Genomic DNA, 14070 nt, shown 5'->3' with positions numbered 1-14070 from the left:
AGTCGTCTCCCATAAATGGGCGAGGGGGCAGTCCGTGTACGCTGCGCCAGGCGCGAGTCACCCCTCGCCCGCTTGCGGGGGAGAGGGGCGAGCATGACCAAGCCACTCAAACTGGCCGTGGTCGGCCACACCAATGTCGGCAAGACCTCGCTGCTGCGCACCCTGACCCGCGACGTCGGCTTCGGCGAGGTCTCCCATCGACCCAGCACCACGCGCCATGTCGAAGGCGCGCGCCTGTCGGTGGCCGGCGAGGCGCTGCTGGAGCTGTACGACACCCCCGGCCTGGAAGACGCCATCGCCCTGCTCGACTACCTGGAACGCCTGCAGCGCCCGGGTGAGCGCCTGGATGGTCCGGCACGCCTGGCGCGCTTTCTCGACAGCGCCGAGGCGCGCCAACGCTTCGAGCAGGAGGCCAAGGTGCTGCGCCAGTTGCTGGCCAGCGATGCCGGCCTCTACGTGATCGACGCCCGCGAACCCGTGCTGGCCAAGTACAAGGACGAGCTGGCCGTGCTGGCCGGCGCCGGCAAGCCGCTGTTGCCGGTGCTCAACTTCAGCGCCAGCGCCCAGCAGCGCGAGCCACAGTGGCGCGAAGCCCTGGCCCGTCTCGGCCTGCATGCGCTGGTGTGTTTCGACACGGTGGCGCCGCCGCTGGATGGCGAACAGCGCCTGTACGAAAGCCTGGCCTTGCTGCTGGAACGCTCGCGCCCGCAACTGCAGCGGCTGATCGACGATCACCAGGCGCAAGCTGCGGCGCGCCACCAGGCCGGTGCGCGGTTGATCGCCGAGCTGCTGCTGGATTGCGCCGCCTGCCGGCGCAGCGTGGCCAATCAGACGACGATCGAACAGGGCGAGATCCGCGCCCTGCACCAGGTCATCCGCCAGCGCGAGCAGGCCTGTGTCGACGCGCTGCTGCGCCTGTATGCCTTCCGCGCCGAGGATGCCCGCGCCGGCGACCTGCCCCTACTGGACGGGCGCTGGGGCGACGATCTGTTCAACCCGGAGACCCTGCGCCAGCTTGGCGTGAATATCGGTGGCGGCATGGCCGCCGGTGCAGCCGCCGGGGCCGGCATCGATCTGCTGGTCGGCGGCCTCACCCTCGGCGCCGCGGCGCTGCTCGGCGCGCTGGCCGGCGGCGGCCTGCAGACCGCACGCAACTACGGCAAACGCCTGCTCGGCAAGCTCAAGGGCCAGCGCGAGCTGACGGTGGATGACCACGTGCTGCGCCTGCTCGCCTTGCGCCAGCGCCAGCTGCTGGCCGCCCTGGATGCCCGCGGCCATGCGGCGACCACGGCGATTCAGCTGGATCAGCCGCAGGACAAGAGCTGGCGCGAAGGCCAGTTGCCCGAGGCCCTGCGCAAGGCCCGCGCGCATCCCGAATGGTCATCACTGAATCCCGGCGCGCGCCTGGAACAGGCCGAACGCCAGGCACAGGTCACGCAGCTGGCGGCAGAGCTGACGTAGCCCGGATGCAATCCGGGAAAGTTCGACGGCGGGTCTCCCGGATTGCATCCGGGCTACACATCAGTGCGCAGGGTCTTACACGGCGACCGGCGCGGCGATATGCGGATGGGCCTGGTAGCCGACCAGCTCGAAGTCCTCGAACTTGAAGGCGAAGATATCCTTCACCGCCGGGTTGAGCTTCATGGTCGGCAGCGGCAGTGGCTCGCGAGTCAACTGCAGGTCGGTCTGCTCGATGTGGTTGGCGTACAGGTGGCAGTCGCCGCCGGTCCAGATGAAGTCGCCGAGCTGCAGGTCGCAGACCTGGGCGATCATCATCGTCAGCAGCGCGTAGCTGGCAATGTTGAACGGCACGCCGAGAAAGATATCGGCCGAGCGCTGGTAAAGCTGGCAGCTCAGCTTGCCGTCGGCCACGTAGAACTGGAACAGCGCGTGGCACGGCGGCAGGGCCATCTGCTCGACCAGCGCCGGGTTCCAGGCCGAGACGATCAGGCGGCGCGAGTCCGGATTCTTCTTGATCATCTCGATCAGCTTGCTGATCTGGTCGATCGACTCGCCGTTAGGCGCCGGCCAGCTGCGCCACTGGTAGCCATAGACCGGGCCGAGGTCGCCGTTCTCGTCGGCCCACTCGTCCCAGATGCGCACGCCGTTGTCCTTCAGGTACTTGATGTTGGTGTCGCCCTGGAGGAACCACAGCAGCTCGTGAATGATCGATTTCAGGTGGCACTTCTTGGTGGTCACCAGCGGGAAGCCATCGGCCAGGTTGAAGCGCATCTGGTGGGCGAAGAGGCTGTAGGTGCCGGTGCCGGTGCGGTCACTCTTGAAGGTGCCGGTCTCGCGCACCAGGCGCATCAGGTCGAGGTACTGTTTCATTGCGCGGCTCCCAGGGCGGCTTGGCGTTTGTAGGCGTAGGCGATCAGACCGAGGCCGCCGAGGATCATCGGCAGGCAGAGGATCTGGCCCATGGTCAGCCAGCCACCGGCCAGGTAACCGAGCTGGGCATCCGGCACGCGGACGAACTCGACGATAAAGCGGAAGATGCCATAGCACAGCGCGAACATGCCGGACACGGCCATGGTCGGGCGCGGCTTGCGCGAGTAGAACCAGAGGATGGCGAACAGTGCGAGGCCTTCCAGGGCGAACTGGTACAGCTGCGACGGGTGACGCGCCAGCTGCTCGGGGTCACTGCCTACAGGAAAGATCATCGCCCAGGGCAGGTCGGTGGCCTTGCCCCACAGCTCGGCGTTGATGAAGTTGCCGATGCGCCCGGCACCCAGGCCGATCGGCACCAGCGGGGCGATGAAGTCCATCAGCTGGAAGAAGCTCTTGTCATTGCGCCGGCCGAACCACCAGGTGGCCAACATCACGCCGAGCAAGCCGCCGTGGAAGGACATGCCGCCCTCCCACACGCGTAGAATCTTCAGCGGCTCGGCAATGTAGGCGGCGAAGTCGTAGAACAGCACATAGCCCAGGCGCCCGCCGAGGATCACACCCATGGCCACCCAGAACACCAGGTCGGAGAGTTTCTCCTTGCTCCAGCTCGCGTCGAAACCGGCCAGCCGGCGCGAGGCCAGCAGCCAGGCGCCACCGATACCGACCAGGTACATCAGGCCGTACCAGTGGATCTTGATCAGGCCCAGGTCGAGAGCAACCGGGTCTATCTGCGGGTAAGGCAGCATTTAAAACTCCTTAGATCAGGAAATTCACGCCCACTATCAACAGCAGTAGGGCGAACAGACGCTTGAGCAGGCGCGGCGACAGTTTATGCGCCAGGCGCGCGCCGAAGCGGGCGAAAAACATGCTGGTGATGGCGATACCGGCCATGGCCGGCAGGTAGACGAAACCCAGACTCCACTGCGGCAAGCCCGGTTCGCTCCAGCCGATCAGCATGAAGCTCAGGGCACTGGCCGCCGCAATTGGCAGGCCGCAGGCCGACGAGGTGGCCACCGCCTGCTGCATCGGCACGCTGCGCCAGGTGAGGAACGGCACGGTCAGCGAGCCGCCGCCGATGCCGAAGATCGCCGAGGCCCAGCCGATCACCCCGCCGGCGGCCGTAAGTCCAGCCTTGCCTGGGACCGTGCGACTGGCCTTGGGTTTCAGCTCCAGGCCCATCTGGATGGCGATGACGATGGCGAATACGCCGATGATCTTCTGCAGCAACGGGCCCTGGATGGCCGCTGCGGTCAGCGCGCCAAAACCTGCACCGAGGAGGATGCCGAGGGTCATCCAGGTGAACACCGGCCACAGCACCGCGCCCTTGCGCTGGTGCTCCAGCACCGAATTGATCGAGGTGAAGATGATGGTGGCCAGCGAGGTGCCGACGGCCAGGTGGGTCAGCACGCTCGGATCGATGCCCTGAGCGGTGAAACTGAATACCAGCACCGGCACGATGATGATGCCGCCACCGACGCCGAACAGCCCGGCCAGCACGCCAGCCGCCGCGCCCAGCAGCATATAGAGCAGGAATTCCATCGATACCCCCGAAAACCAAGCGGCATGGTAACGGATGCGCCCCGCCCCCTCCAGACGAGGGCGACAAGCGCTTGTTAACAGGCCGTTGAAAACGTAGGCGAGGCAGCCAGCGCAAGGCGCAACGTTAGTAACAGCCTCCGGCTGGTCAAAACGGCGAAAAAGCGCAGTTTACGAGCTGTAAATGAGCATTTTGAGCCTGTTTTTAACGCCGCGATGGCAACGCAGGTAGTTTTTCAACGGCCTGGTAGACTCCGGTCACAAGGAGAAGCCCATGTGCCTGATCGTTTTCGCCTGGCGCCCCGGCCATGCCCAGCCACTGCTGCTGGCAGCCAACCGCGACGAATTCTACAACCGCGCCAGCCTGGCCCTGGGCGAGTGGCCAGATGCGCCCGGCCTGTTTGCCGGACGCGACCTGCAGGCCGGCGGCACCTGGCTGGGCGTCAGCGCCGATGGCCGCTTCGCCGCCCTGACCAATATCCGCGACCCGCGCCAGGCCAAGGGCCCGCGCTCGCGCGGTGAGCTGCCGGTGGATTTCCTGCGCAGCACGCTGGATGCCGAGCACTACCTGGCCGAGGTGAGCGAGCGCCTGGAGCAGTACAGCGGCTTCAACCTGCTGCTGGGCAACCGCGACGCGCTGTACTACTTCAACTCCGAGGAAGGCCAGGCGCGGCGCCTGCAAGCCGGTCTCTACGGTCTGTCCAATGCCGAGCTGGATACGCCCTGGCCAAAGGTAGTGCGTGCCAGCGCCGGCCTGGCCGGCTGCCTGGACGACCCGCAACCGCAACGCCTGCTGGAGCTGCTCAGCGACTCGCGCCAGCCGCCGCGCGTGCTGCTGCCAGACACCGGTATCGGCGTGGACTGGGAGCTGCTGCTGTCGAGCATTTTCATCGTCGGCCCCGGCTACGGCACCTGCGCCAGCAGCGCGTTGTTGCTGAATGCCGACGGCAGTCTGCAGCTGGTCGAGCGACGCTTCGATAGTCAGGGCCAGGCCGAGGGCGAAGTGAGTCTGCACCTGCCGGGCCTGTAGTAGCCCGGATGCAATCCGGGACTAAGCGTCTCGCCTGTACGCCGCTCCCGGATTGCATCCGGGCTACTTCAGCACAGGCTCAATCGCTCTGTTGCCAGTCGCAGAAACAGCCCACCGCCAGGTTGCTGTCGGCCCGCACCGGACGACCGGCGCTGAGGGCCTCGAGGATCGGCTCGATAAAGCTGTTGCTCGAGGTGCATTGCGCCCCTTCGCTATAGGGGCCGAAATAGGCGAGGTTGCCTTGCTGATCCCAGATCGCCACCGCCGGACTGGCTGGCAACTGCTCGCTGCCGGCCAGGGCCGCGAGCGGCTGCAAGGCGCGCAGATCCTCCGGCAACTGCCCCTGGCTACCGGCCTTCTGCAGCCCATAGAACTGCACACCGCGCGGGACATAGGTCTGCAGCAGCTCGGCGAGGTGTTGCTGGTTGCCGACATTGCACGGGCAGGCCGGGTCCCAGAAATGCACCACGCGGATTGCCCCGGGCCCGGCCAGTTCGGCCGGCAGACGCAGGGCCGCGCCGGAAAACAGCTCGGTGCGCTCGTCGAACGGGCGGATATAGCGCGCCTCGAACCACCAGAACGCAGCCAACATGGCACCCAGCCAGACGATGGCGAGCAGGCTGGCAAGCAGGACTTTCAGGCGTGAGGCAGGCATGGGGACACTTCGCAGGCGGGCTGCCTTGAGCAGCTATTGTCGAAACAGCGCGTAGCTTGCCACGCCGCGCCGTACAGCTGAATATCAACCACCACCCCGCCGAACGCGCACAGAATCGATGACCAGCATGCCAAGCCCCACCTCAGAGCACTTCCAGGCCGAACGCCTGCGCAGCCACCTGCGACCCTTGGCCGCAGCAACGCAGCCACTGAGTAGCGAGGAACAGGCCTACCAGCGCTATTACGGCCTCGATCTGGCCAGCAGCCGTACGGGCGTGCGCAGCCAGCTGGGCTGCTTCGAACTGGACGGCCTGCGCATCGTCACCCAGCTCTGGCTGCCCGCCGAACCGCAGGCCACGCTGGTGCTGCTGCATGGCTACTACGACCACATGGGTCTGTACCGGCATGTGATCGACTGGGCGCTGAGCCTGAACCTCGCCGTGCTGGCCTGCGACCTGCCCGGGCACGGACTCTCCGCCGGACCGCGCGCCAGCATCGACGACTTCGCCACCTACCAGCAGACTCTGCTCGGCCTGCTCGACCAGGCCGCCAGCCTCGATCTGCCACAACCCTGGCACCTCTGCGGACAGAGCACCGGCGGCGGCATCCTGCTCGATTACCTGCTCAACGGCACACCGCGACCACAGCCCGGCGCCACCATTCTTCTGGCGCCACTGGTACGGCCGCGCGCCTGGGGTCTGTCCAAGCTCAGCTACCACCTGCTCAGCCCGTTCAAGGCGGCCATCCCGCGGCGTTTCTCGGACAACTCCAGCGACAGCGACTTCCTGCACTTCGTCCAGCACCGCGACCCGCTGCAACCGCGCGACCTGCCGACGGCCTGGGTCGGCGCGCTGGCCAAGTGGATTCCGCGCATCGAGTCGGCCCCGCGCAGCACCCAGCGCCCGCTGATTGTGCAGGGCGAGAGCGACATGACAGTAGACTGGCAGCACAACCTGGACGTGCTGCAGGACAAGTTCGACCAGCCGGAGATCCTGCGCCTGCCTGGCGCCCGGCATCACCTAGTCAACGAGAGTGAAGCGCTACGCCGGCAGTACTTCGACTTTCTCGGCGAAAGGCTGCGCTAATGATCCGATCCGAATACGTGTGAAGCGAGTTCACCCACGCAACTCTTGTAGGAGCCAGCTGGCTGGCGATTCCGGGCGTGAAGCGCATCGCCAGCAAGCTGGCTCCTACAATAAATACGCTCAGATGCCCTGCTGCGCTGGCTGCAGCTCGGCACCGCTCTGCCCCACCGCCAGCCCAGCACGCAGGGCGGCCAGGGCCGCCTGGTAATAGGCCTGCCCTGCGCTGGACTGGGCGAAACTGACGAATTCATCCAGCTCCGGATCGGACAGCTCGCGGTAGACATGCAGCAGGGTGTTATCCAGATCGGCGCCGATCTGCTGCATCAGCTGTTCACGCTGGCTGCTGACCAGCGCCTCGGCCTGGCCACCACCGAACAGGCCGGGCAGCATCTGGCTGAGGCTGTCGGCCGCCACGCCGGCCAGGGCCAGGCTGACCTCGGCACCGGCTTCCTGGGCGGGCAGGGCCTGGGCCAGGTGGCGAATCAGCAGACGGCGAGTAGCGCTGGCCTCGCTCGGCGGCAGGCCGTTGGCGTGGGCGGCCAGCTGGTCGCGGCGGGTGGCCAAGGTCTCGGCGGCGATCACCTTGCGCCCCAGCGGCGACTCGAAGAACTGCAAAACTGGCAACGGATCGGCCAGCTGCATACGCAGGGCGGCCTGGGCACGCTGATCCATCGCTTGCGGCTCGAAGCGGCGGTTGCTGTTGTCGACCAGCGCCTGGTACACCGCCGGCGGCAAGGTGTCGCGGTATCGCAGTTGCGCCGCCGCCAGGGCATCGCTGAAATGCGCGCGCTGCTCCGGCCAGCCACCGGCCTGGTACAGGCGGGCGTGCTCATCGGCAAAGGAAGTCAGACTGCACAGCAGTAATACGAAGGCGAACACGACACGCATGGGGGGCTCCTATCTAGCGCGGCCATTTTCCGGGGCCAGGGCAAGCTTGTCGAGGCAACTTATCGAGGCGCAACAGCGACGCTGATAGAATCGCCGGCATGCCTACCGACCTCGATTTACAGCTGCTGCCATTGATCATCGACGACCTCGCCCGCCAGGGTTGGTCGCGGCAGACCGCCGTCCTGCCAGACTCTCTGACCCGTGAACTGGCCAATGAGTGCCGTAGCCGTGGACAAAACGGCGCACTGAACCCGGCGGGCGTCGGCCGCGGTAGCGCGCTGGCGGTGCGCGAGGGCATCCGCGGTGACCAGATCCAGTGGCTGGAAACCGGCCAGCACCCGGCCTGTGACCGCTACCTGGCGGCCATGGACGAGCTGCGCCAGGCGCTGAATCAGGCCTTCTTCCTCGGCCTGGCCGATTACGAAAGCCACTTCGCCCTGTACCCACCGGGCGCCTTCTACCAGAAGCACCTGGATCGCTTCCACGACGACGACCGCCGCACTCTGTCGGCCGTGTTCTACCTGAATGACAACTGGCAAGCTGAGCAGGGTGGCGCCCTGCGCATCTATCCGGCGGACGGCGCCGCGCTCGACCTGCTGCCCGAAGCCGGCAGCCTGGTGCTGTTCCTGTCTGCCGAACTGCCCCACGAAGTCCTGCCCGCCAGCCGTGAGCGTCTGTCGCTGACGGGCTGGTTCAGGCGTCGATAAGCTATTCACCCCCGGATTGCATCCGGGCTACGCGTGCCAGAGGAGTTGCCTGTGGAAAAATTGCTGGTCAGCCGCTGCCTGCTTGGCCACAAGGTGCGCTACGACGGCGGCGCCCATGGCCCGTTCGACCTGCTGCAGCGCTGGCAGGACGAAGGCCGCATCGTCGCCCTGTGCCCGGAAGTGGCCGGCGGCCTGCCGACCCCGCGGCCGCCGGCGGAAATCCCCGGTGGCCAGGGCGCCCAGGTGCTAGACGGCAGCCAGCCGGTGCTGACCAACCTGGGCGAAGACGTTACTGCAGCCTTCGTCGCCGGCGCCGAGATCGCTCTGCAACTGGTCCGCCAGCATGGCCTGCGAGTAGCGGTGCTCAAGGCGCGCAGCCCGTCCTGCGGCAACACGCACAACTACGACGGCAACTTCAGCGGCACGCTGGTCGAGGGCGAAGGGGTCACCGCCGCCCTGCTGCGCCGCGCCGGGGTCAAGGTGTTCAACGAAAGCCAGCTGGCCGAGGCAGCTGCCGAGCTGGCGCGCCTGGAACAGTGCAGCTGATCGGTTCGCGCCACGGAACCCACCGCCTCACCTAAGGTCAGTGCTGGACACCCCGAAAAGGAGCCTGCCATGACCATCTTGCGCCCACTCGCCCTCGCCACCCTGTTCTGCATCAGCCCACTCGCCGCCCTGGCGGAAATGCCGCGCACGGCAGCCCCGGCTGGCGCCGAGGTGTACTTCATCGAACCGGCCGACGGCGCCACGGTCGGCCAGACCTTCACCGTCAAGTTCGGTCTCAAGGGCATGGGCGTGGCCCCGGCCGGGGTCGACATGCCCGCCACCGGCCATCACCACCTGCTGGTGGATGGCACGCAGCTGCCGGCGATGGACATGCCATTGCCGACCACCGACCAGGTCCGCCACTTCGGCAAGGGCCAGACCGAAACCGAAGTGACCCTGTTGCCCGGAAAGCACACCTTGCAGCTGCTGGTCGGCGACAAGAACCACGTGCCGCTCGATCCGCCGGTGATTTCAGAGCAGATCAGCATCACCGTGAAATAAACGGACGGAAACGAAAAAGGGAGGCCGAAGCCTCCCTTTTTTTGCAACGCGCGGTTCTTAGAACAGAACGCGGCTGCGGATGGTACCGGTGACATGCTGCAGCTTTTCCAGGGCCAGGTCGGAGTACTCGGCGTCGACGTCGATCACCACGTAGCCGACCTTTTCGTTGGTCTGCAGGAACTGGCCGGAGATGTTGATGCCGTTGTCGGCGAACACCTTGTTGATCTCACTCATCACGCCCGGCACGTTCTCGTGGATGTGCAGCAGGCGATGCTTGCCCGGGTGCGCCGGCAGGGCGACTTCGGGGAAGTTGACCGACGAAACCGAAGTACCGTTATCGCTGTACTTGACCAGCTTCTCGGCCACTTCCAGACCGATGTTGGCCTGCGCCTCGGCAGTCGAACCACCGATGTGCGGAGTCAGGATCACGCGATCCAGACCACGCAGCGGGCTTTCGAACTCCTCATCGTTGGATTTGGGCTCGACCGGGAATACGTCGATGGCGGCGCCGATCAGGTGCTCGTCCTTGATCGCTTCAGCCAGCGCTTCCAGCACCACCACGGTGCCGCGGGCGGCGTTGATCAGGATGCCGCCCTTCTTCATGGCGCGGATTTCCTTCTCGCCGATCATCCACTGAGTGGAAGCCAGCTCCGGCACATGCAGGGAAACGATGTCGGCCATGCCCAGCAGCTCGTGCAGGTTGCCGACCTGAGTGGCGTTGCCCAGCGGCAGCTTGGTCACGGTGTCGTAGAAGAACACCTGCATGCCGAGGGCTTCGGCGAGTACCGAGAGCTGGGTGCCGATCGAGCCGTAACCGACGATACCCAGCTTCTTGCCGCGGATTTCGAAGGAGTTGGCCGCCGACTTGATCCAGCCACCACGGTGGCAGGAGGCGTTTTTCTCGGGGATGCCGCGCAGCAGCAGGATGGCCTGGGCCAGCACCAGTTCGGCGACCGAACGGGTGTTGGAGAACGGTGCGTTGAACACGGCGATACCGCGCTCGCGGGCTGCATTCAGGTCGACCTGGTTGGTGCCGATGCAGAAGCAACCCACAGCGACCAGGCGCTTGGCGCAGTCGAAGACCTCAGCGGTCAGCTGGGTGCGCGAGCGGATGCCGATGAAATGGGCGTCGGCGATCTTTTCTTTCAGCTCGTCGTCGGACAACGCGCCTTTGAGGTACTCGATGTTGCTGTAGCCGGCGGCCTTCAGGGTGTCGACGGCATTCTGGTGCACGCCTTCCAGCAGAAGGAACTTGATCTTGCTCTTGTCGAGAGAGGTCTTGCTCATCGGAGTACCTGTTGTCCCACGAATAGTGTCAGGAGAAGCGTCAGCAGCGTTGCTGACCGGGCCCGCAGATCGGCGCGGGGGCACGATTCACGGGGGGCGTATGCTAGCATACGAGCCCCGCGAAAGACCCACCCCTGGCCGATGAAGCGTGCTCAGGGTGACCATGAATTGTTTGAGAGTTCCCCAGATGACCAATCCTGCCCTGATTGAAGCGCTGAAGACCCTGGTCGAGCCCGGCAAGGTGCTCACCGACGCCGACTCCCTCAATGCCTACGGCAAGGACTGGACCAAACATTTCGCCCCGGCGCCCAGCGCCATCGTCTTTCCCAAGACCACCGAGCAGGTGCAGGCCATCGTCCGCTGGGCCAACGAGCACAAGGTCGCCCTGGTGCCGTCGGGCGGCCGCACCGGCCTGTCCGCCGCCGCCGTCGCCGCCAATGGCGAAGTGGTGGTGGCCTTCGACTACATGAACCAGATCGTCGAGTTCAACGAATTCGACCGCACCGTGGTCTGCCAGCCGGGCGTGGTGACCAAGCAACTGCAGCTGTTCGCCGAGGACAAGGGCCTGTACTACCCGGTGGACTTCGCCTCTGCCGGCTCCAGCCAACTTGGCGGCAACATCGGCACCAATGCCGGCGGGATCAAGGTCATTCGCTACGGCATGACCCGCAACTGGGTGGCCGGCCTGAAAGTGGTCACCGGCACCGGCGAACTTCTGGAGCTGAACAAGGACCTGATCAAGAACGCCACCGGCTACGACATGCGCCAGCTGTTCATCGGCGCCGAAGGCACCCTCGGTTTCGTGGTGGAAGCGACCATGCGCCTGGAACGCGCGCCGAAGAACCTCACCGCGATGGTGCTCGGCACCCCGGACTTCGACTCGATCATGCCGGTGCTGCACGCCTTCCAGAACAAACTGGACCTAACCGCCTTCGAATTCTTCTCCGACAAGGCCCTGGCCAAGATCATGGCCCGTGGCGACGTACCGCCGGCCTTCGACACCGATTGCCCGTTCTATGCCCTGCTGGAATTCGAAGCCAGCACCGAGGAGGTCGCCGAACAGGCGCTGGCTACCTTCGAACATTGCGTCGAGCAGGGTTGGGTGCTGGACGGCGTAATGAGCCAGAGCGAGCAGCAACTGCAGAACCTGTGGAAGCTGCGCGAGTACATCTCGGAGACCATCAGCCACTGGACCCCGTACAAGAACGACATCTCGGTCACCGTCGGCAAGGTCCCGGCCTTCCTGCACGATATCGACCGCATCGTCGGGGAAAACTACCCAGACTTCGAAGTCATCTGGTTCGGCCACATCGGCGACGGCAACCTGCACCTGAACATCCTCAAGCCGGAGAGCCTGTCCAAGGACGAGTTCTTCGCCAAGTGCGCCATCGTCAATAAGTGGGTGTTCGAGACCGTGCAGAAGTACAACGGCTCGATCTCGGCCGAGCACGGCGTGGGCATGACCAAGCGCGATTACCTGCACTACAGCCGCTCGGAAGCCGAGATCGGCTACATGAAGGCGATCAAGGCGGTGTTCGATCCCAACGGGATCATGAACCCCGGCAAAATCTTCCCCGTCTGAAGCTATTGCGGGCTTCGCGCGCCATGCTTCGTTGGCGTTCGAAGCCTTAACTCGCAACGCTTTAAACAGCGCTTCGTAATGGAGAAGCCGCAATGAGCTACCAGCACCAGTACACCGACGGCACGCCGATCCACTTCCCGCTGGGCAAGGTGGTCTGCGTCGGGCGCAACTACGCCGAGCACGCCGCTGAGCTGAACAACCCGATCCCCAGCGAGCCGCTGCTGTTCATCAAGCCAGGCAGCTGCACGGTGGCGCTGAACGACAGCTTCGCCATCCCGCAGGATCGCGGCGTGGTGCACTACGAGGCGGAAATCGCCGTGCTGATCGGCAAGCCGCTGTCGAAGAAGCCCTCGGTAGAAGAAGTGCGCGATGCCATCTCTGGCTTCGCCCCGGCCCTGGACCTGACCCTGCGCGACGTGCAGGCCAAGCTCAAGGAAAAGGGCCTACCGTGGGAGCTGGCCAAGTCCTTCGACGGTGCCTACGTGCTGGCGCCGTTCGTCGCCGGCGATGCCTACCCGGATCTGGCCGATATCGGCATCCGCCTGTCGATCAATGGCGAGCTGCGCCAGGACGGTAACAGCAGCGCCATGCTTAACCCGATCATCGGCCTGATCCAGCACATCGCCGGGCACTTCAGCCTGCAGCCAGGCGACGTGATCTCCACCGGCACGCCGGCTGGCGTCGGCCCGTTGGCCAGCGACGACCAGCTGGAAATCGCCCTGGGTGGGCAAGCCGCATTCACCACGCGGGTGCTCTGAAATCCCGCACCGGCCTTGCCGGTGCGGTCAGGTGCAAGCGCACTGACACAGCTTTCACCTGCGTTTCACAGAACTTTCATCGCCGCTGCGTAGTCTCAAGGGCTTGATTCAGCCGAGCAGCCCCCGATGCACTCCCTCGCCCTTCCCCGCCGCCCCTGGCTGTCACTGGCCCTGGCCGGCAGCCTGGCCGCCGCCGTTGCCGCCATCAACTTCCTGCACTGGGATGACCGCAGCCTGCTCTGGTTCAAGGAGCACAACCTGCCCAGCGCCGAGCGCGCCGCCAGCATCTGGCTGCCCGGCTACCGAGCCACCCTGCAGGGCAAGGCACTGGCCGGCCTGGAAGCCGGTGAAACCTCGGACCTGGCCTACAACCCGATCACCGGCACCCTGTTCACCGTCACCGGCAAGCAACCCACGCTGGTGGAAATCAGCCGCCAGGGCGACGTGCTGCGGCGCATCAGCCTGAAGGGCTTTTCCAACCCGGAAGGCGTGGCGGTGCTGGAAAACGGCAACGTCGCGGTGATCGACGAGCGCCGGCGCAACCTGTCGATCTTCGAACTGAACCCGCTGACCCGCGAGCTCAACCTGGCCGACGGCAAGCCGTTCGACCTGGGATACCCGGACGCCGGCAACAAGGGCTTCGAGGGGATCGCCTGGGACCCGACCCAGCAGCGCCTGCTGCTGGGCAAGGAGCGCAACCCGATTGCCATGTTCAGCCTGGCCAGTAATGGCAAGCAGCTGCTGTCCTCGGTCCTGCAACTACTGCCCGACCATGGCCTGGACATGCGCAACCTTTCGGCCCTCAGCGTCGACCCGCAGACCGGGCACATCCTGGCGCTGTCGGCGCAGTCTTACCTGTTGCTGGAGCTGGACGAACACGGCCAGGCGCTCAGTTTCATTAGCCTGCAGGGCGGCCTGAACGGCCTGAACAAGCGTATCCCGCGCGCCGAAGGGGTGGCCATGGACGAGGACGGCACCATCTACATGGTCAGCGAACCGAACCTGTTCTACGTATTCAACAAGGATGGCCAAGCCAAGGCCGACAAGGGCTGAGCCGCACCCAGATCGACGACGCCCCGCAATTTGCGGGGCGTCGTCGTTTCAG

The 14070-nt window shown here is 65.5% G+C and carries 15 protein-coding genes; 9 read left to right on the top strand and 6 right to left on the bottom strand.

Annotated elements, in window-relative coordinates:
- Positions 1-93: 93 nt before the first annotated feature.
- On the top strand, positions 94-1461 hold the full coding sequence (locus HNE05_RS01185; protein ID WP_173211251.1) for a GTPase/DUF3482 domain-containing protein: 1368 nt from the start codon (positions 94-96) through the stop codon (positions 1459-1461).
- A gap of 75 nt (positions 1462-1536) precedes the next feature.
- On the opposite strand, the gene HNE05_RS01180 is transcribed toward HNE05_RS01185, so the two are convergent.
- From HNE05_RS01180 to HNE05_RS01170, 3 genes are read right to left on the bottom strand one after another with little or no spacing between them, the layout of a single operon-like run.
- Positions 1537-2331, bottom strand: a complete 795-nt coding sequence (locus HNE05_RS01180; protein WP_173211249.1) for a thymidylate synthase — start codon at positions 2329-2331, stop codon at positions 1537-1539.
- Positions 2328-3137: a prolipoprotein diacylglyceryl transferase gene (gene lgt / locus HNE05_RS01175; protein WP_173211247.1), complete on the bottom strand. Its 810-nt coding sequence runs from the start codon at positions 3135-3137 to the stop codon at positions 2328-2330. Before lgt ends, HNE05_RS01180 begins: the two co-directional genes overlap by 4 nt.
- 10 nt (positions 3138-3147) lie before the next feature.
- Entirely contained in the window at positions 3148-3930 is a 783-nt protein-coding gene (locus tag HNE05_RS01170) for a sulfite exporter TauE/SafE family protein (RefSeq protein WP_173211245.1), read from the bottom strand.
- A 271-nt stretch (positions 3931-4201) separates the two neighbouring features.
- Between HNE05_RS01170 and HNE05_RS01165 the strand changes: the two genes are divergently transcribed.
- Entirely contained in the window at positions 4202-4957 is a 756-nt protein-coding gene (locus tag HNE05_RS01165; RefSeq protein ID WP_173211243.1) for an NRDE family protein, read from the top strand.
- A gap of 79 nt (positions 4958-5036) precedes the next feature.
- Here HNE05_RS01165 and HNE05_RS01160 read toward each other — a convergent pair whose 3' ends face one another.
- Positions 5037-5612, bottom strand: a complete 576-nt coding sequence (locus HNE05_RS01160) for a DUF6436 domain-containing protein (RefSeq protein ID WP_173211241.1) — start codon at positions 5610-5612, stop codon at positions 5037-5039.
- A gap of 127 nt (positions 5613-5739) precedes the next feature.
- On the opposite strand from HNE05_RS01160, the gene bipL reads away from it, so the two are divergent.
- Positions 5740-6696 (top strand): phospholipase BipL, encoded by a 957-nt coding sequence (gene bipL / locus HNE05_RS01155; RefSeq protein WP_173211239.1) that lies wholly within the window; start codon positions 5740-5742, stop codon positions 6694-6696.
- Positions 6697-6816: 120 nt separating this feature from the next.
- On the opposite strand, the gene HNE05_RS01150 is transcribed toward bipL, so the two are convergent.
- Entirely contained in the window at positions 6817-7584 is a 768-nt protein-coding gene (locus HNE05_RS01150; protein ID WP_173211237.1) for a DUF2059 domain-containing protein, read from the bottom strand.
- Positions 7585-7682: 98 nt separating this feature from the next.
- Here HNE05_RS01150 and HNE05_RS01145 point away from each other — a divergent pair, with 98 nt between their 5' ends.
- The 3 genes from HNE05_RS01145 to HNE05_RS01135 all read left to right on the top strand — a co-directional run bounded on the left by HNE05_RS01145 (position 7683) and on the right by HNE05_RS01135 (position 9338).
- On the top strand, positions 7683-8291 hold the full coding sequence (locus tag HNE05_RS01145) for a 2OG-Fe(II) oxygenase (RefSeq protein WP_173211235.1): 609 nt from the start codon (positions 7683-7685) through the stop codon (positions 8289-8291).
- A 51-nt stretch (positions 8292-8342) separates the two neighbouring features.
- On the top strand, positions 8343-8837 hold the full coding sequence (locus tag HNE05_RS01140) for a 2-thiouracil desulfurase family protein (RefSeq protein WP_173211233.1): 495 nt from the start codon (positions 8343-8345) through the stop codon (positions 8835-8837).
- A gap of 138 nt (positions 8838-8975) precedes the next feature.
- Positions 8976-9338, top strand: a complete 363-nt coding sequence (locus tag HNE05_RS01135) for a DUF4399 domain-containing protein (protein WP_240008874.1) — start codon at positions 8976-8978, stop codon at positions 9336-9338.
- A 57-nt stretch (positions 9339-9395) separates the two neighbouring features.
- Here HNE05_RS01135 and serA read toward each other — a convergent pair whose 3' ends face one another.
- The gene (gene serA, locus HNE05_RS01130; protein ID WP_173211229.1) at positions 9396-10625 is read right to left on the bottom strand and encodes a phosphoglycerate dehydrogenase; all 1230 of its coding nucleotides are present in this window, start codon (positions 10623-10625) and stop codon (positions 9396-9398) included.
- Between the two features lie 187 nt (positions 10626-10812).
- Here serA and HNE05_RS01125 point away from each other — a divergent pair, with 187 nt between their 5' ends.
- The 3 genes from HNE05_RS01125 (at position 10813) to HNE05_RS01115 (ending at position 14018) form a co-directional block, all read left to right on the top strand.
- Positions 10813-12207, top strand: a complete 1395-nt coding sequence (locus HNE05_RS01125) for an FAD-binding oxidoreductase (RefSeq protein WP_173211227.1) — start codon at positions 10813-10815, stop codon at positions 12205-12207.
- A 92-nt stretch (positions 12208-12299) separates the two neighbouring features.
- A complete protein-coding gene (locus tag HNE05_RS01120; protein WP_173211225.1) occupies positions 12300-12965 on the top strand; it encodes a fumarylacetoacetate hydrolase family protein in 666 nt (221 codons plus the stop codon).
- Between the two features lie 126 nt (positions 12966-13091).
- Complete coding sequence (locus tag HNE05_RS01115; protein WP_173211223.1) at positions 13092-14018, top strand: SdiA-regulated domain-containing protein; 927 nt, start codon at positions 13092-13094, stop codon at positions 14016-14018.
- Positions 14019-14070: the final 52 nt, after the last annotated feature.

It is taken from the genome of Pseudomonas campi (assembly GCF_013200955.2).
Classification (GTDB): Bacteria; Pseudomonadota; Gammaproteobacteria; order Pseudomonadales; family Pseudomonadaceae; genus Aquipseudomonas; species Aquipseudomonas campi.
Note: the sequence above shows the minus strand (reverse complement) of the source record. Positions and strands in the feature narration are given on the sequence as shown.

Excerpts from the sequence above, each read along its gene's own strand:
- HNE05_RS01120 (WP_173211225.1), top strand. The coding sequence starts at position 12,300 with ATGAGCTACCAGCACCAGTACACCGACGGCACGCCGATCCACTTCCCG.
- HNE05_RS01165 (WP_173211243.1), top strand. The coding sequence starts at position 4,202 with ATGTGCCTGATCGTTTTCGCCTGGCGCCCCGGCCATGCCCAGCCACTG.
- bipL (WP_173211239.1), top strand. The coding sequence starts at position 5,740 with ATGCCAAGCCCCACCTCAGAGCACTTCCAGGCCGAACGCCTGCGCAGC.
- HNE05_RS01145 (WP_173211235.1), top strand. The coding sequence starts at position 7,683 with ATGCCTACCGACCTCGATTTACAGCTGCTGCCATTGATCATCGACGAC.
- HNE05_RS01150 (WP_173211237.1), bottom strand. The coding sequence starts at position 7,584 with ATGCGTGTCGTGTTCGCCTTCGTATTACTGCTGTGCAGTCTGACTTCC.
- lgt (WP_173211247.1), bottom strand. The coding sequence starts at position 3,137 with ATGCTGCCTTACCCGCAGATAGACCCGGTTGCTCTCGACCTGGGCCTG.
- HNE05_RS01125 (WP_173211227.1), top strand. The coding sequence starts at position 10,813 with ATGACCAATCCTGCCCTGATTGAAGCGCTGAAGACCCTGGTCGAGCCC.
- serA (WP_173211229.1), bottom strand. The coding sequence starts at position 10,625 with ATGAGCAAGACCTCTCTCGACAAGAGCAAGATCAAGTTCCTTCTGCTG.
- HNE05_RS01115 (WP_173211223.1), top strand. The coding sequence starts at position 13,092 with ATGCACTCCCTCGCCCTTCCCCGCCGCCCCTGGCTGTCACTGGCCCTG.
- HNE05_RS01160 (WP_173211241.1), bottom strand. The coding sequence starts at position 5,612 with ATGCCTGCCTCACGCCTGAAAGTCCTGCTTGCCAGCCTGCTCGCCATC.
- HNE05_RS01185 (WP_173211251.1), top strand. The coding sequence starts at position 94 with ATGACCAAGCCACTCAAACTGGCCGTGGTCGGCCACACCAATGTCGGC.
- HNE05_RS01135 (WP_240008874.1), top strand. The coding sequence starts at position 8,976 with ATGCCGCGCACGGCAGCCCCGGCTGGCGCCGAGGTGTACTTCATCGAA.
- HNE05_RS01180 (WP_173211249.1), bottom strand. The coding sequence starts at position 2,331 with ATGAAACAGTACCTCGACCTGATGCGCCTGGTGCGCGAGACCGGCACC.
- HNE05_RS01170 (WP_173211245.1), bottom strand. The coding sequence starts at position 3,930 with ATGGAATTCCTGCTCTATATGCTGCTGGGCGCGGCGGCTGGCGTGCTG.